Source organism: Candidatus Laterigemmans baculatus, assembly GCF_010367455.1.
Lineage (GTDB): Bacteria > Planctomycetota > Planctomycetia > Pirellulales > Pirellulaceae > Laterigemmans > Laterigemmans baculatus.
This window is the reverse complement of record NZ_WRPR01000092.1, coordinates 43,842-60,802: the sequence shown is the minus strand read 5'-3', so window position 1 is coordinate 60,802 and position 16,961 is coordinate 43,842. Positions and strand designations below refer to the sequence as shown.

General features: G+C 63.4%; 13 protein-coding genes. 10 read left to right on the top strand and 3 right to left on the bottom strand.

The annotated features are described in order from the left end of the window. Positions 1–869: 869 nt before the first annotated feature. Positions 870–2,531, bottom strand: a complete 1,662-nt coding sequence (locus tag GNK13_RS17205; protein WP_235935299.1) for an AAA family ATPase — start codon at positions 2,529–2,531, stop codon at positions 870–872. Between the two features lie 198 nt (positions 2,532–2,729). Between GNK13_RS17205 and GNK13_RS17200 the strand changes: the two genes are divergently transcribed. From GNK13_RS17200 to GNK13_RS17160, 9 genes are all read left to right on the top strand, one after another. Then, entirely contained in the window at positions 2,730–3,458 is a 729-nt protein-coding gene (locus GNK13_RS17200) for an LON peptidase substrate-binding domain-containing protein (protein WP_164103788.1), read from the top strand. Between the two features lie 106 nt (positions 3,459–3,564). After that, complete coding sequence (gene folE, locus GNK13_RS17195) at positions 3,565–4,203, top strand: GTP cyclohydrolase I FolE (RefSeq protein ID WP_164103787.1); 639 nt, start codon at positions 3,565–3,567, stop codon at positions 4,201–4,203. A 314-nt stretch (positions 4,204–4,517) separates the two neighbouring features. Next, entirely contained in the window at positions 4,518–8,003 is a 3,486-nt protein-coding gene (locus tag GNK13_RS17190) for an anaerobic glycerol-3-phosphate dehydrogenase subunit C (RefSeq protein WP_164103786.1), read from the top strand. 5 nt (positions 8,004–8,008) lie between these two features. Further along, positions 8,009–8,254 (top strand): MoaD/ThiS family protein, encoded by a 246-nt coding sequence (locus GNK13_RS17185; protein WP_164103785.1) that lies wholly within the window; start codon positions 8,009–8,011, stop codon positions 8,252–8,254. A gap of 429 nt (positions 8,255–8,683) precedes the next feature. After that, the gene (locus GNK13_RS17180; protein ID WP_164103784.1) at positions 8,684–9,118 is read left to right on the top strand and encodes a molybdenum cofactor biosynthesis protein MoaE; all 435 of its coding nucleotides are present in this window, start codon (positions 8,684–8,686) and stop codon (positions 9,116–9,118) included. After that, positions 9,103–10,302: an aminotransferase class V-fold PLP-dependent enzyme gene (locus tag GNK13_RS17175; protein WP_235935297.1), complete on the top strand. Its 1,200-nt coding sequence runs from the start codon at positions 9,103–9,105 to the stop codon at positions 10,300–10,302. Before GNK13_RS17180 ends, GNK13_RS17175 begins: the two co-directional genes overlap by 16 nt. A 176-nt stretch (positions 10,303–10,478) precedes the next feature. Continuing rightward, positions 10,479–10,907 carry a YkgJ family cysteine cluster protein gene (locus GNK13_RS17170; protein ID WP_164103783.1) on the top strand — a complete coding sequence of 143 codons (429 nt, stop codon included), beginning with the start codon at positions 10,479–10,481 and terminating at the stop codon, positions 10,905–10,907. Positions 10,908–11,104: 197 nt separating this feature from the next. Continuing rightward, positions 11,105–11,482, top strand: a complete 378-nt coding sequence (locus tag GNK13_RS17165) for an HU family DNA-binding protein (protein WP_164103782.1) — start codon at positions 11,105–11,107, stop codon at positions 11,480–11,482. Between the two features lie 102 nt (positions 11,483–11,584). Beyond that, the gene (locus tag GNK13_RS17160; protein ID WP_164103781.1) at positions 11,585–11,803 is read left to right on the top strand and encodes a hypothetical protein; all 219 of its coding nucleotides are present in this window, start codon (positions 11,585–11,587) and stop codon (positions 11,801–11,803) included. An 8-nt stretch (positions 11,804–11,811) separates the two neighbouring features. Here GNK13_RS17160 and GNK13_RS17155 read toward each other — a convergent pair whose 3' ends face one another. After that, positions 11,812–13,167 carry a M20 metallopeptidase family protein gene (locus tag GNK13_RS17155; protein WP_164103780.1) on the bottom strand — a complete coding sequence of 452 codons (1,356 nt, stop codon included), beginning with the start codon at positions 13,165–13,167 and terminating at the stop codon, positions 11,812–11,814. A gap of 309 nt (positions 13,168–13,476) precedes the next feature. Here GNK13_RS17155 and GNK13_RS17150 point away from each other — a divergent pair, with 309 nt between their 5' ends. Continuing rightward, a complete protein-coding gene (locus tag GNK13_RS17150; RefSeq protein ID WP_164103779.1) occupies positions 13,477–14,676 on the top strand; it encodes a DUF6268 family outer membrane beta-barrel protein in 1,200 nt (399 codons plus the stop codon). A gap of 233 nt (positions 14,677–14,909) precedes the next feature. On the opposite strand, the gene ligA is transcribed toward GNK13_RS17150, so the two are convergent. Further along, positions 14,910–16,937, bottom strand: coding sequence for an NAD-dependent DNA ligase LigA (gene ligA, locus GNK13_RS17145; RefSeq protein ID WP_235935296.1), 2,028 nt, complete (start codon positions 16,935–16,937; stop codon positions 14,910–14,912). Positions 16,938–16,961 lie beyond the last annotated feature (24 nt).

Below are 16,961 nucleotides of genomic sequence, written 5' to 3'. Positions count from 1 at the left end.
GATCGGTTGTCGCGGCCGCTTGGGTCGCGAGCTGATTATCTTTTCGATTTCCGCTCGCCGGGTCAAGCCCGAGAAGTCAGAAATTTCTGAGATCAGTTTCTCGCCGGGCGAGCGGCGGGTGAACTTGAGAAGTTCGTTTGCCGCTCGTTGCCAGCGATGGGCCAGAGAATAGGGGCGAGCCCCCGAGTCCGCAAGTCAAGCTCGCGAGTTTTTTCTCGGCTTTTTAATCTTCGGCCGTTTTCCCGGGCGAAACGAGGGAAAAAAGGCTTTTTCTGTTCGAAAGTTCACCGGGAGCCGGGAGCCGGGAGCCGGGAGCCGGGAGCCGGGAGCCGGGAGCCGGAAGGCAGGGGGCCGGAAGGAAGGGGGCCACGGAAGGACACGGAAGGGCACGGAAGGATCTGAAATCTCAGATCTCAGATTTGAAATCTCAGAGTCTCAGAGTCTCAGAGTCTCAGAGTCTCAGAGTCTCGGAGACCGGAGACCGGAGACTGGAGACCGGAGACCGGAGACCGGAGACCGGAGACCGGAGACCGGAGACCGGCTTTTCGTGTCATTCGTCCCGTTCGTGGCTGTCCCCTACTAGCTTGGAAAGAAAGCCACAGAGAGCACCGAGGGCACAGAGATCGCATGCAACCGGTCCTCGCAGGCCTTGCTTCCCCTGCCTGGTAGCCCGGTTTGCTGAAATCTACGCACTGCCACCGTCCCTTTTTCTCCCTCGGTGGTCCCTGTGCCCTCTGTGGCTCCCTTCTCCGTTACCTCCGCTTCCTCCTGTTCCTTCAACTCCTGCGGCGGTTTCACGGAAACGGACACAACCACGAGTCACACGAATTGCACGAATAAACGGCACGGAAAGCCTGACGTATGGGGGGTTACATCACCGAGAAGTAGTTTTCGACGGCGAAGTCGAAGTACTCGTTCTTCAGTTCCACCGGCCGATCGTGGTAGAGGCAGTAGTTGCGGACTTGCAGCAGCAGGTCGCGGGGTTGGCAGTTGCGAAATGGCCGGTTGACCGGCTTGTAGTGCGTCTCGACGACGTGATCGATCGGCTCCGCTCGGTAGGGGATCTTGAGCACCTTGCACATGATCTCGAAGAGCTTGCGAAAGTCTTCTTCGGAGGGGTTGGTGACTTCGATTTTGTACGGAATTCGCCGCAAGAAGGCGTCGTCGACGAGGTCCTTCGGCTCGAGGTTGGTGCTGAACACGACCAGCTGGTCGAACGGCACCTGGATTTTCTTGCCGCTGCTCATGTTCAGGTAGTCGAACCGCTTTTCGAGCGGCACGATCCAGCGGTTGAGCAGCTGATCGACGCTCATCTTCTGCCGCCCGAAGTCATCGATCACGAGCGTCCCGCAGTTGCTTTTCAGCTGCAGCGGGGCTTCGCTGATGTTCGTCTCCCGATTGCACTGGACTTCCAGCATGTCCATCGTCAGCTCGCCGCCGGCCACGATCGTGGGGCGGCGGATGCGGACCCAGCGTTTGTCGTACCCCCCGACGTCGAGCAGTCCTCCGTCCGATTCGGGCATCTCGGCGACGTGGTTCATCGGATCGAAGACGCGGAGGATGTCGCCGTCGACGTCAACCGCGCGGGGGATCCACACGTATTTGCCAAAGGCCGCGGTCACCCGTTCAGCGATGCTGGTTTTGCCGTTGCCGGGGTAGCCGAACAAAAACATCCCGCGGCCGCTGTTCACCGCCGGTCCGAGGCGGTCGAGCATCGCTGGGTTGATCAGCAGGTCGGCGAACGCCCGTTGCAGTTCCGAGCGGCGGGGCTGCTGCCCTTCGACCGTCTGCCGCCGCACGCTGGCAATGTAGTCATCCAGTGGGACTGGGCATGCCCCGTAATAAGTGCAGTCGGCGTTGTAGTTCCGGGCCAGCTGCCGCCCTGCTTCGCTCAGCACGTAGACGTAGTCACCGGTGGCGGTGCCCCGTTTGTGGGCGATCGTCTGGTCGCGTTTGAGCCGTTCCAGGATCGGTTCGACGAGCCGGAAGGGGAGTTTGATTTGATCGGCGATCTGCCGCCCTTCGACTTCGCCGCGGGCCAGCATGTACCGCATCAGGATCTGCTCGACCATCGATTCGCGGGCCCCGGATTGCTCGAGGGTCTGCGGTTCGTCGGGCCGCCACGGTTCATCGCGGCCCGCCTGGAACGGGCCCAGGGCAGCCGCCGAGCCTTTGTCGGCCGACCGCATGCGGGGAGCCAAGCTGCCGACGATCGCAGGCGAGTCGGGGACGGCTGAGCCGCCGCGGGCCGCAGGCGACGAGGCGGCCAACCGAGAGGCCGCGGGCGAAGCGGGAGTCGGCGAAGTTTCGTCGTCGGCCTCCGAAGCTCGCCGGCCGTCGGAGCCGAGTTCGCTGGCCGCAGCAAAACGGCTCGCCACGGAGTCAGCTCCTTCGCTGGGCCGCGGCACGTCCCTCCGCTCGTCCGGTGCGGCTTCGCCCTGGGCGGAGCGGACAGCCCCGGAGAGTCCATGGATGCGGGCGATCAGGGCATCGAGCTGGTTGTCAGCGGAACCGGCGGATCCGTGCGACATAATCGGGTACCCGAGAAGGGGTCGAGCGGCAGAGACGTTCTGATGGCGAGATCGGTTGCGGGGCGAGCGAACATCCAGAGAAGTTCCGATTCCAGCGGCTGTAGGGGGAAACGGTGCGGTTTTTTGCAGGCGAATGGTTATGCTGGGAAGAACTTTGCAAAGTGCTTGCTGAAAACAGGAACTCGAACGTGTCCCGCGATGGCTGACCTGGAGCAGATGACCGAGTTACCGCCTGACTTCGACGGCCGGGTGCGGTTATTCCCGCTCCCCGAGTTGGTCGTGTTTCCCCACGCCATGCAGCCGCTGCACATTTTTGAGCCGCGGTACCGGGAGCTGCTCGAGGACGCCTTGGCGGGCGATCGGCTGATCGCGATGGCGACGCTCGCCCCGGGGTGGGAAAAGTCGGGGGTGGAGTCGGTCCTCGGCGAGCCGCCGCCGCTTGAGCCCCACGTCTGCATTTGCCGAATCGTCTCGCATACGGCCAGCGAGGATGAGCTGCATAACATTTTGTTGATCGGGATGCGGCGGGCGGTGATCATCGACGAGGAGGAGACGGCTCGCCCCTTTCGGACCGCCAAGGTCCAGGTGCAGTCGGACATTTATCCAGCCGATGGGACTTTGCAGCGGGCTCAACTCAAGCGACAGTTGCTCGACGCCTTTCGCGAGTTGATCCCCAACGTGGCCGAGGTCCAGAAGAATCTGCACGAGTTGATGGCCAGCCAGATGAAGCTCGGTGCGATCACCGACATCATCGGCTTCACCATGCATTTTGAAGTCGCTCAGAAGATTGCCTTGTTGGCCGAGAGCGACGTCGACGGCCGGGCGCGGATGCTGATCAAGCTCCTCGGCGAACGTGTTGTCGAGGGGCAGGAATCGCCGGGTAAGGGCGAAGATGGGGGCTTTCCCCCCGCTTTTAGCCTGAACTGACCCATTTCGCCCGAATTCACTCGGGGGATGGAGAGGGCAGCCCGCTCCGCCCCACGCCCTTTGCTACTTTCTACTGCGCATCGAGAATTTCGAATTGGATTCAGACATGAGTTTTGAGACGGTCGCCACCAGCTCTCGACCGAGCGCCCTGCACGTCGATCCCAACGAGCCGCGGTCGGACGAAGTCGATCTGCCGCGGATCGAAGCCGCGGTGCGGGAGATTCTCGATGCGGTCGGCGAAGACCCGAACCGCGAGGGGCTGCTGGAGACGCCCGCGCGGGTGGCGCGAATGTACGCCGAGATGTTCGCCGGGCTGAAGCACGACGCCGGCCGACACCTCTCCAAAGTGTTCACCGAGAAGTACGACGAGATCGTGCTGGTCCGGGACATCAGCTTCTGCAGCATGTGCGAGCACCATCTGCTCCCGTTCACCGGCACCGCACACATCGGCTACCTGCCGAGCGGCAAAGTCGTCGGGCTGAGCAAACTGGCTCGCGTCGTCGAGGAAATCGCCCGCCGGCCGCAGGTCCAGGAGCGAATGACCGAACAGATCGCCGATTTGATCGAAGAGCGGCTCGAGGCGCGGGGCGTGGCGGTCGTGTGCCAAGCGACCCACAGCTGCATGACGATGCGGGGGGTTCGCAAACCGGGCAGCCTGTGCGTGACCAGCGCGATGCGAGGCGTCTTCCGCGACGATGCTTCCTCCCGCGCCGAGGTGCTGAATTTGATCAATCGCCAAGCGTAGCAATTGTCAGAACACCTGAGCCGTAAGCCGTTAGCCGCGGGTTCAAGCCCGTCGGCAGCGCAACGGAACCCGCGGCTAGCCCGGATTATTCATGCATTTGGATAGTTGTGTTGTAAGTTCTTGTGGTGTTTGAAGTTGCGACAGACCCTCGCGAGACAGTGCGCTAAATCAGCCGCCACGCGCTAGCGTCCGGTTATCACGGCGTTATCGGGAACCGGGGGCTAGCGCCCGGCGGCTGATGAATAATCCGGGCTAGCGCCTTGCGGCTCAGGGAGAAATGAGTGTTGAAGACGTTCTCTGACAGAGCCTGACGTATGGATCTGGACCAAACCCGAGTGCAGGACGACCTGCGCGGCGCCCTCGAGGGCGACGTGCTGTTTGGCGACCTGTACACCCAGATGTACGCGACGGATGCCAGCATCTACCAGATGCGTCCGTTCGGGGTGGTCCGGCCGCGGAGCGTCGAAGACGTCGCGGTGGTTGTCCGCTATGCGGTCGAAAACCAGCTCTCGCTGCACGCCCGCGGGGCTGGCAGCAGTTTGGCTGGCGAAGCGCTCGGCCGGGGGATCGTGCTCGATTTCACCCGCTACATGCGGCGGGTGCGCGTCACCGGCGACCAGAGCGTGCGGGTCCAGCCCGGGGTGGTCCTCGCCGCACTCAATCGCGAGCTGGCAGGCTACGGGCGGATCTACGGACCCGACCCGGCCACGCGGAGCGTCACGTCGATGGGGAGCGTTATCGCTCAGGACGCTTCGGGGAGCCATTTTCTCCGCTACGGTTCGGCTCGAGGGACGGTCGAATCGCTGCAAGTGGTCACCGGGACCGGCGAGATCGTCGAGCTCTCGCGGCACGAGCCCGATGCGCCTGGGATCGGTGGACGTTTGGCGGCCGACGTCCGCCGCGTTGCCGAGCGGTACCGCGAGCACCTGGGGCTGCTCGGCGGTAACGGAGCGATCGGCCGCGGCGGCTACCGGATCGATCTGGCGACGAGCCTGCCGCCGCTGGGGGCTGCAGGTCAGGCGAGCGGGGGACAGGCGAATGGGGGACAGGCGAATGGGGGACAGGCGAATGGGAGGCAGGCGAATGGGGGGGAGTTTGACGGATCGGTCGATTTGGCGCGACTGATCGCCGGCTCCGAGGGGACGCTCGCGCTGGTCACCGAAGCGGCGCTCCGCACCGAGCCGCTTCCCAAGCACCGGGGCGTCGCCCTGCTCTTCTTTCGGCGGCTCGAATCGGCGGCACGCGGGGCGCTGCTGGCGGTCGCTCAAGGGGCCGTGGCGTGCGATCTGATGGACCGCCGCCTGCTGGAGATCGCCCGCGAGACCGATCGCCGCTACGACGACCTGATCCCCCGTGAAACCGAAGCGATGATCCTGGTCGAGATGCAGGGGGAAGGGCTTGCGGAGTTGCGGAGCCGGTTGCGGGCCGTGGTCGCCGAAGCCTGTGAGACGCAGGGGATGGCTTTTGCCGCTCGCACCACGACCGAGCAGGCCGAACGCGATTTCTACTGGAGGCTCTGCCGCCGAGTCATCCCGCGGCTCTATCGCCTCAAGGGCAATTCGCGGCCGCTTCCATTCGTGGAGGATCTTGCGGTCCCCCCGCAGCGGCTGCCCGAATTCTTGGTTGAAGTCCAAGAGGTTCTCAAACGCCAGCATGTCACCTCGACCGTGTTCGCCCACGCCGGTCACGGCCAATTGCACCTCCGCCCGTTCCTGGATCTCGGCGACCCGGAGGATCAAAAGCGGATCGCTCCGCTGGTCGACCAGTTGTTCGAGGTGACGACCAAGTTCGGCGGCTCGGTCTGCGGCGAGCACGGAGCGGGCCTTAGCCGCACTGCCCTGCTCCGCCGACAACTCGGTCCGCTATGGCCAGCCATGGGCGAGATCAAACGAGCTTTCGATCCCTTCGGCGTGCTCAACCCGGGCAAAGTCGTCGCTAGCCGGCTTCCCCGCCCCGACGAGAATCTGCGTTCGGTGCGGGCCACGATCGCCCTCCGCCCCTTTGGCAATTCGCCCCCCCGCGGCAAACCCGCTGCAGCCAAACCCGCTGCGGGTCCCGAATCAGCGAGCCCAAAGCAGACCCCGCCTCCAGCGGCAGCGAGCGAACTTGCTGGCCGAGCCGCGCCACTGCCCCCGGGGGCCCGCCAATCGACCAGTTCCCGCCAGCCGGCCAGTTCCCGCGAATCGGCTGGGGCGGCCGTTCCGGGGCGCCCCGGAACGAGGCATCGCGAGGACCCAAGGGGCGGCGAGGGAGATGGCGGCGGACCGGGCGAAGCGGCTGCGTGGGGCCGGAGCGGCGCGGCGGTGGCGATGGCCGAAGCGGTCGAGGAGGAACAGCGGAGCGAGCGAGCGGCCGCGGTGACCGATTCGCTCGTTCCTGAGGCGGAGTCGAAGTCGACGGCAGCGGTGGGCTCCCGGGAAGCGGTGGGCGCCGAGGAGGTCGTTGGGACATCGGTCGCTGCTGCCGAGCCGGCTGAAGTGGTGCTCCCGTTGCTGCAGGTTTGGGAGTCCGAGGGTGGGCTGGAGCGGGTAACGCGGGAGTGCAACGGCTGTGGACGCTGTCGCTCGACCGCACCCCACGAGCGGATGTGTCCGGTATTCCGGGCGATTCCCGCGGAAGAAGCCTCGCCGCGAGCGAAGGCGAACGTGATGCGGGGGATTTTGACGGGCGAGTTGCCTCCGGAAACGCTCGTCAGCGATGAGATGAAGAAAGTGGCCGACCTGTGTTTTAACTGTCACCAGTGTCGGCTCGAGTGTCCCGCTTCGGTCGACATCCCCAAGATCGTCAGCGAGATCAAAGGCCAGTACGTCGCGACGAACGGGCTGCCGCTGTCGGACCTATGGCTGTGCCGGCTGGACACCGTCGCCTCGATCGCCTCGCACATGCCGAGTCTCGCGAACTGGATCATCCGCAGTCCGGTGATGCGGTTTTTGTTGGAGCGGACCGTGGGGCTTACCCGGGCGCGGCGATTGCCCGAGTTCACGCATCGCAGCTTCATGCGGTATGCGACGCGAAATCGCTTGACTCGCCAGAGCCGCAAGAGTGGCGAGAAGATCGTCTACTTTGTCGACCACTACGCCAATTGGCACGATCCCGAGCTGGGGCGGGCGTTGGTCGAAGTCATGCATCACAACCGGATCGAGGTCTTCGTTCCTCCCCGGCAAGCACCGTCGGGGATGACGCGGATCGCCGCGGGAGATTTGCGCGGCGCTCGGCGGCGGGCTCGCCACAACGTCCGTTTGCTGGCTGACGCGGTGCGAGCCGGTTACACGATCGTCGCGACCGAACCGACCGCCGCCCTGTGCTTGCGGCACGAGTATCTCCATTTGCTCGACAACGAAGACGCGCGACTGGTTGCCGAGAATACCTACGAAGCGTGTCGCTACTTGTGGGACCTCCACTGTCGCAACGGTTTGGCGCTCGACTTCCAGCCCGTGCCGACGGAAATCGCCTACCACCAGCCGTGTCACGTGCGGGCGATCGATCCCGGGCAGCCCGGTCCGCAACTGATGCGGCTGCTGCCGCGGGTCAGCGTTGAAGATGTCGACGAGGGCTGTTCGGGGATGGCCGGCACCTGGGGTTTGCAAAAAAAGAATTATCGCAACAGTCTCCGCATCGGCTGGCCGTTGCTGTCGCGGCTGAGGAAATCCGACGTGATGACCGCGGCTACCGAGTGCAGCACCTGTCAGATGCAGATCGAGCACGGCAGTGGAGTGACCACGATCCATCCGGTGAAGCTGCTCGCCTACGCCTACGGAAAGATGCCCGAGTTGGGGAAACAGTTGGGACTGTCGAGGTAGGATCGATGCAGGTGGTGGTTCAATTGTTCGCTGGGGCTCGGCAAGCGGCTGGCTGCGAAAGTGTCGCGGTCGAAGTCTCCCCGCCGGTCACCGCCCGCCGGGTGCTCGATTCGATTCGTCGTGAGCTGCCCGAGCTGGCTCCCCTGGCCGCTTCCAGCCGACTGGCCGTCGGAGGACGCTACGCAGCCGACGATGCGGCGATCGGGGAGGACAGCGAGATCGTGCTGATCCCGCCGGTCAGTGGGGGGTAGGAGGTGGCAGGTGGGAGCAAGAGGGGCCACGGAAGGACACGGAAAAGCAGGGAAAAGCACGGAAAAGCACGGAAAAGCAGGGAAAAGCAGGGAAAAGCAGGGAAAAGCAGGGTAGGGGAGAACCACGGATATCGCAGTTAGCGCTGATAATCCGTCTTCAACTCCCGAACAGGAGGCAACTGAGTAAACAGAGCCCCCCTCCGTTACCTCTGCTTCCTCCTGTTCCTTCCACCCCCGCAGCTTTCATCCGCGTTCTCCGTGCTATCCGCGGTCTCTCTCCTTTCCGTGCTTTTTCGTGTCATTCCGCGGGCCCCGTTCGCGTTGTTCAAGTTATTCGTGGTTGTTTCCCCGGCCGGGTGCGCACTTCGATATCGCTAGAGTCAGGAAGTTTGAGATTTAAGATTTGCGTGGAGGCGGGGTGGGTTGGGTATGAATGATGGTGTTCGTTGCCGGATTGAGGTGGCTTTGGTCGAGTCGGCGATCGACTGCCAAGCGATGCTCGATCGGATCGGCGATGACGAGTGTGGGGCGCGGATGGTGTTCGTCGGCTGCACGCGGCGGACGACTGGCCAGCGCGTCACCGAGCGGTTGGCCTACGAGGCGTATCGGGCGATGGCCGAGACGGAGCTGCGGGGGCTGGCTGCCGAGGCCGCCGAGCGGTGGCCGCTGCGAGCCGTGGCGATCGAGCACCGCTTGGGCGTGGTCGAGGTAGGGCAAGCGAGCGTGGCGGTGGGTGTCGCGAGCAGCCATCGCGGCCCGGTCATGGAGGCGATCCCGTGGCTGATGGACCGCTTGAAGGAGCGGATCCCGATTTGGAAACAAGAGACTTACGCGGACGGTACGACCGAGTGGATTCATCCCTGAACAAGCCTGCCCGGATTTACCTCGACCATGCCGCCACCGGCTGGCCCAAGAGCGAAGCGGTCTATCGGGCAGTCGAAACCGAGTTGCGGGAGCACGGCGCGGCGGCCGGCCGCGGGGCCTACGGTGAAGCGCTGCACAGCAACGCGGTCGTCGAAGAGGTACGCCGGTTGGCAGCACGGCTGGTCTCCAGTTCCGCGACTGCCGCCCACGCCGCGGTGGCGGGTGAGTCGGTGGTGCTGACGGCCAACGGGACGGCGTCGCTGAACCTGGCGATCCACGGCCTGCTGCGTCCGGGCGACCACGTGGTGACGACTGCGGCCGAGCACAACAGCGTGCTGCGTCCACTGGAGTGGTGGCGGAGCCGGCAGGGAGTCGTCGTCGAGACAGTTCCCTGCGACGCTTCGGGGCGGGTGCGGAGCGAGGATGTGTTGGCGAGGGTCAACGGTCGCACGCGGTTGGTCGCGGTCGTGCATGCTTCGAATGTGACCGGAGCGGTGCAGCCGGTGGAAGAAATCGCCGCGGGGCTGCGGCGAGGTCCGGCGGCCGAAGCGATGTTGCTATGCGACGCGGCTCAAACCGCTGGCTCGCTTCCGATCGGCCTCTCGGAATTGGGAGTCGATCTGTTGGCAATGCCGGGGCACAAGGGGCTCGGCGGACCGCTCGGCACTGGGCTGCTGTGCTTGGGACCACGCGCCGCCGAGCAGATTGAACCGCTGATGCAAGGGGGAACCGGTTCTCAGTCGGATCGGTTGGAGATGCCCACGAAGCTTCCCGAGCGGCTGGAAAGCGGTAATTTGAACGTGCCCGCTTTGGCGGGATTGGCCGCCGGTCTGCGAGAGACGCTCGAGCGGGACCTGGAGGCGACCGCTCGCCAGCAGCGGGACCGAACGGTGGAGTTGGCCAGCCGCTTGGCGGAGTTGCCGGGAATTCGCGTGATCAGCGGAGGCGAGCTGCCGATTCTGAGCTTGGTGCTTTCAGAGTTCGACTGCCGCGAGGCGGCGGCGGTGCTCGACACTGCGTTCGGAATCGAAGTCCGCGCGGGCTTGCATTGTGCTCCGCTGATCCATCGCTATTTGGACACGGCTCCGAGCGGGACGCTTCGGATCAGCTTTGCCCCCACGACCCCCCAAAGCGAACTGGATCAACTGGCCGAAGCGCTCGAAGAAGTCGCCGCGCAGTGCTGAGCCGGGAGTTGGGAGCCGGGAGCCGGGAGCCGGGAGCCGGGAGCCGGGAGATTGGAGCTGGGGGAACCACGAAGGACACGAAGAGCACGAAGAAATTTCAGATCACCGGCCACCGGCCACCGGACACCGGCCACCGGACACCGGACACCTAAACCCTGAACCCTGAAACCTGAGCGATGTTGGAGAAGCAGACGGACGAGCCTTGGTACCGCGATGGGCTGCGGTTTGAGTGCACGCAGTGCGGTGATTGCTGTACTGGGGAGCCGGGCTACGTGTGGGTCGACGAGCAGGAGATTGCGGCCTTGGCGGCGCGGCTGGAGATGGACGTCGATGCGTTTGAGCATCGCTTTGTCCGTGCGGTCGGGCTGCGGAAGACGCTGGTCGAGTATCCCGACGGGGACTGCATCTTCCTCGACCCGGAGACGCGTGGCTGCACGGTGTATGACCTGCGGCCGGTGCAGTGTCGGACGTGGCCGTTTTGGGACAGCACGCTCGAGAATCGCCGGGCGTGGAAGGAGACGTGTGCGGTGTGTCCGGGGAGCGGACGCGGCAAGTTGTACACGTTCGAGGAGATCGAAATTCGCCGCAAGGAACGCGAGGTTTAGCAGGTTGATTGAAGAGTCGGGGCTGGTGGGACGATACCGGTTAGGTCAGCTCCGCGGATCTTTCACGGGCGAACCTCCATCGGAAACGAGCGGATTGGCTTGACGCAACCCCTGGGCCGCCATAGACTTGCCACGCAACTAAGTTGCTTGGCGTAAAGGGTTTAGAGCGTCCGTCAGGCGTCGCGAGGGAGCCGGGAGTGACGAAAAAAGACATCGTTCGCACGATTTCTGAAGAGGTCGGTCTGACTCAACAGCAGACCAAGCGGATCGTTCAGAAGACGTTCGACGCGATCATTGACTCCCTGGTGAACGAGCGTCGGATCGAGCTGCGCAACTTCGGCGTGTTCGAAGTCAAGCAGCGTGCGGCCCGCAAGGCTCGCAATCCACGGACCGGTCACCAGGTGGACGTCCCGGAAAAGTACGTCGTGACGTTCAAGCCTGGCAAGGAGATGGAGGCGCGGGTCAAGAAATTGAGCGACGAAGCTCATGCGGCTCGCGTGGCTCAGCAAGAAGCGGCCGAACGGCTCCGACGGCTGGCCGCTCGCGAAGCGGTTGCCGAGGATGAATCGGCATAGGTCATAAAGTCGTCCTATCTGGACCGCTTTTGCTGGCGAAACCGCCGTCGATGAGCCGAATAACCCGTACAGTCAACTGAGTCGTTCACGGAGGAACGAGCGATGCGTCGCTTTTTGCAACTTGCTGCCCTAGCTGTCTGTCTGAGCTCGACCGTGGGCTGCTTCCTGCCGATCTATTCCGCTCGTCCGGAACGACGTGTCCAGCAATTGCTGTACACGTCCGAAGATTTGCGAGCTTTGGTCGCTGAGTGGGAGCGGTTCTGGTTTCTCGACCAGCCGAGTCACATGACGCCGCTGCGGACGCACGGCGGGATCATTTAGCGGCGGGATCATCTAGAGCCTTGCGGCTGCAGAAGGTCGATCGCGGCGGCGGACATGGTCAAGAACCCGGTCCGCAGCGTGGGATCCAGATCCGGATAGAACAGCGGGGAGTGCAGCGATGGTGCTGGCACGCCGAGTTGCTCGAACCGCTCCAGCCGCTCGGCCGAGACCGAGCCGAGCCGGTACATCAGGATCGGAACTCCAGCCCGGCCGTAACGGCTGAAGTCCTCGCCACCCATCACCGGTTCGGCCACCAGCACGTTCTCCGGTCCGACCGCTCGTCCAAAGACTTCTTTCATCCGCGCCGCCAACGCGGCGTCGTTGTTGAGTGCCGGAGTCCCCTCGCTGATGCGGACTTCTGGCTCCGGAGCGTCATAGGCGACCGCGATGCCTTTGGCTCGCCGCTCGATGGCCGAGAGCACCTGGGCCCGCACTTCGTCGCTGTAGCTGCGGACGGTCAGCTGCAGATGGCAGCTGTCGCCGATCACGTTGTGTTTGGTGCCCCCCTGGATCGCTCCGACGGTGACCACGGCTGGCTGTAGCGGTTTCACTTCACGACTCACGATCGTCTGCAGCGAGAGCACGAGTTCCGCCGCCTGGACGATCGGGTCGATCGTCGTGTGCGGGGCTGCCCCGTGGCCGCCGCGGCCTTTGACGACGATGTCGACGCTATCGACGTTCGCCATCACGAAGTCGGGGGCGAGCGAAACGGTTCCAGCCGGGGTGTTGCTGTTGACGTGCAGGGCGATCGCGTAGTCGGGTTTGGGAAACCGCTCAAAGAGACCCTCCTCGAGCATCGCGCGGGCCCCTGCCCCGCGTTCCTCGGCCGGCTGGCCGATGACCATCAACGTTCCGCTCCAAGTGTCGCGGCTGTGCGCCAAATAGCGAGCGACGGCGACGAGGTTCGTCATGTGCACGTCGTGGCCGCAGGCGTGCATCACACCGGTCGTCCCGCCACTCTCCAACTCGACTCGCTTTTGCGACGCATAGGGAAGCTGCGTTTGTTCGCTGACCGGTAGGGCATCGAGGTCGGTCCGCAGCATCACGGTCGGCCCTTCACCGTTCTTCAGCAGCCCCACCACCCCGTGGCCCCCGACCTTCTCGGTCACCTCGAAGCCCGCTTCCCGCAGCGCCGCGGCCAACCTCGCGGCCGTTTCCTCTTCGGCGAACGACAGCTCCGGGTGGGTGTGGAACCAGCGATACAGTTCGACCAGTTCCGTTTCGTGCTCGGCGAACCAGGCGGCAGGTCCAGCTTTGGCAGTCCCATCGTCGGCCGGTTCCGCCGCTTGCAATTGACGAGGTGACTCGACGAGCGAGAAGGGGAGGGAGACCAGGGCGAGCACCAAAAGGGGGCGAGTCCACATCGGAGTAGCTTTCCACCTGCAGGAGAATCAAACAGAAATCCAGGCCGCGTCAAACTTCGCTCATCTTAACCATACCTGGCACGCCAAAGCGGCCTCATGCGGTCCGGCCTGAGATCCGATCTAAAACAGGAATGTCGCCGGGCGTAAGTGATCAGCAGTGATCAGCCGCCGGGCGCTAGCCCCCGGTTCACGAAAACGCCGTGATAACCGGACGCTAGCGCGTGGCGGCTGATGCGTCCGAAGAGAAACCGGATGCTAGCGCGGTGGCGGTGTCGTCGAGATGCATCCCAGTAGGAAAGAGCAAACCGAATGAAACGACAGCTCACCATCGCGGTCGTTGTGGGATGGGTGGCGACGTGTCTCGGGCAAGCACCGTCGCAGGCGCAAGCACCGTCGCAGGCGCAAGCACCGCGTGCGGCCGCCGACGCTTACTGGGCTTCCGCACCGGACGACGCCCACGGGATCGACGCCCACGGGATCGAGGCTTACGGGATCGAGGCTTACGGAATCGAGGCTTACGGGGCCGACGCTTACGCTTACGAGTCTTCTCCCTCGGATGCGTTCTACGCTGGCACCGGCGGGGGCGAGCCGGAGAGCATGCCTGAGCCGCGAGCGTTTTACGGCGCGGCGGCTGGAGCTCACCTTCACTCGGGCGACCACCCACCGCATGCCCACCACGCTCATCACTGCGGCGGCGGATGCTGCGTGGATGAGACTCCGCTGCAGCGGTTTCGCCAATCGGCTTACCAGGGCGTGTCGCTTTCCGGCGGCGTGATCAGCGATGGAGGGAGCGATGCGCTGACGATCAGCCACTACGACGTGGCGGCGCGGTTCGCGGTGCCGATCGACGGAATGGACAACGTGCTGCTGATCACTCCCGGATTTCGCCAGGAGATGGTCGACGCACCGCCCGGAGTCGATATCCCCGACTCGCTGTACGTGACGGGCGTCAATCTGATGTGGATGAAACGGTTCTCCGAGCGTTGGAAGTCGACCGCCATGGTCGCCCCGACCGTCCGCAGCGATTTTCAAACCAGCGAGGAAGCGGTCCGCATCTTCGGGTTGGGAATGCTGACTTATACCTATGTTCCGGAAGTGTTGGACGTTTCCTTCGGTGCGGTCTATCTCGACCGCGACGACATTCCGTTGCTGCCGGTCTTGGGTTTCACATGGACACCATCGCCGGTATGGAAATTCGACATTAATTTTCCTCGCCCACGAATCTCGCGACGGATCACCAAGTGCGGAGGAGTCAGCGAATCGTGGGTCTACACCGGCGTTGGCCTCGGCGGAAACACTTGGGCGGTCGAGCGGGCTGACGGCAGCGACGATGTGTTGACGCTGCGGGATTACCAATGGATTTTCGGCTGGGAGCATCTCCGCACTGGCGGCCGGGGGATGTTCGTCGAAGGGGGAGCCTCGTTTGGACGCACCCTCGAGTATGAGAATACCAACGAAGAAGTCGATTTCGACGACGCGCTATTCATCCGCGCCGGAGTGACGTTGTAAGAGGGAGGCCCAGTCGAAGTCAGTCGCGTAGTGACGACATAGAATAGCCAGGGTCGTGAGACCCTGGTTGCGGGGCCACCTCCACCATAAAGCGGCTATTTCGCCCCTCCGGGGCTGATGGGGATTGTTATTGCACAAAACCCAGGGCTTGCGCCCTGGGCTATTGTATGTCGTCCCTCCGGGACTGGGGCTGACGCCCCCTTTCGTCAGTGATTGAGACGTTCTGGTGAGCTCTACCCCCCAATCAACTCCTCGAACTCCACTTCGCTGAGCACCTTCACTCCCAACTGCTTGGCTTTTTCGAGTTTGCTGCCGGCTTTTTCTCCGGCGACCAGGTAGTCGGTGCTCTTGGAGATGCTGCTTGAGACGCGGCCGCCGTGTTGTTCGATCAGCTCTTTGATTTCTTCACGCTTATATTTTTCTAGCGTGCCTGTCACCACGAAGGTTTTTCCTTCGAGCGGTTTTGCTTTCGAGCCCGCGGCTGGTGCGGGTTGATCGGTGGTCAGTTTAACGCCGACGTGGCGAAGCCCGTCGATCGTGGCTTGGCCATGTTCGCTATGCATGAATTCATAGACGCTGTTGGCGATGATCGGACCGATCTCATCGACCGCTGCGAGTTCTTCGGGCGTGGCGGCGGCAAGCGCCTCGATCGTGGGGAATTGACGCGTAAGCACACGAGCGACTCGCGGTCCCACGTGGCGAATGGCGATCGCCGTCAAAACGTGCGCCAGCCCGCGGTCTTTGGAATCTCGGATCGCCTCGATGAGTTTGTTGGCTTTCTTTTCTTTGACCAAGTCGATTCGCTCGACCAACTCCTCTGCCTTCAGACGGTAGAGGTCGTCATAGTTGCGGACCATCCCAAGGTCGACCAATTGGTCAATGATCTTTTCGCCGAGCGTGTCGATATCCATTCCCGCGCGGCTGGCGTAGTACTGCAGACGTTGCCGAAGCTGAGCGGGACAGGCGGGGTTGGTGCAGCGGATATAGACGCCCCCTTCATCGCGAACCAGTTGGGAGTCGCACTGGGGACAGCGGGTGGGAAACTCGAATTTCGGCAGCTCCGATTCTCGTCGGTGCTTTTCCACTCGCATGACTTTCGGGATGATCTTTCCCGCTTTTTCGACGACCACCCAATCGCCAATGCGAACATCGAGGCGCTCGATCTCATCGGCGTTGTGCAAGCTGGCGCGGCTGACGGTGGTGTCGGCGATATTCACCGGCTGGAGGTAGGCGACCGGGGTGATCGTGCCCGTCTTACCGACTTGGACATCGATATTTTCTAGCCGCGTGACCGCTTCGTATTTTTCAACCTTATAAGCGATCATCCAGCGAGGGCTTTTGGACCGCGTGCCCAACTGGTCGCGAAGCTCGAACTGGTTAACCTTGAACACCAATCCGTCGACTTCGAAATCCAACTCCGTCATCTCCTCTTCGCTGGCGTCGACCGCTGCCAGGGCTGCGGCGGAGCTGTGGAACAGGCAGACGCCGGGAGTGGCGGGGATCCCAAGGTGGCTGATCTGCGACAAGAATTGCATGTGCGTCTTTGCCGCGAAGCCTTCGGTGTAACCCACGCCATGGCAAAAGAACCGAAGATTTCGCTCGGCGGCAATTCGGGCATCGAGGGTCCGCATCGTCCCGGCGGTGACGTTCCGTGTATTTTTGAAGGGTTCGAGCCCTGCTTCGGCCTGACGGAGATTGAGATCCGCCAGGTCGCTGTTGGTCATGTAGACTTCGCCGCGAACTTCCAAATACCGGGGCGGTTTGCGGGTCAGCAGTCGCAGCGGCACGTCGCGGATTGTGCGGAGGGTGTGCGTGACGTCGTCGCCGACCATCCCATTGCCTCGGGTCAATCCGCGAACCAGTTGGCCGTCCTCGTAAATGAGTGATGCGGCGACACCGTCGATCTTGAACTCCCGAACCCACTCGATTGGCTGGTCTTCGAGCAGCTTGTCGGTCCGCTGGAAATAGGCGGCCAGTTCTTCGCGGCTGTAGGTGTTGTCGATTGACAGCATGGGGATGCGGTGAGCCACCTGCACGAGGTGCGGTACCGGGGCATCGCCGATCCGTTTGGTGGGGCTGTCGGGTGTGATCAGCTCCGGATGTTGAGCCTCGAGCGCTTTGAGCTCGTCGATCAGCCGGTCGTATTCGCGGTCGCTGATCTCGGGAGCCGCTTCCACGTAGTACTTCTGGTCGTGGTGGCGGATCAGGTCGCGAAGTTGCTGGAGTCGTTCGGCAATGGCTTGGGGGGCGGAACTCGGCATCGCGGGGCAAATCAGCGAGGGGGG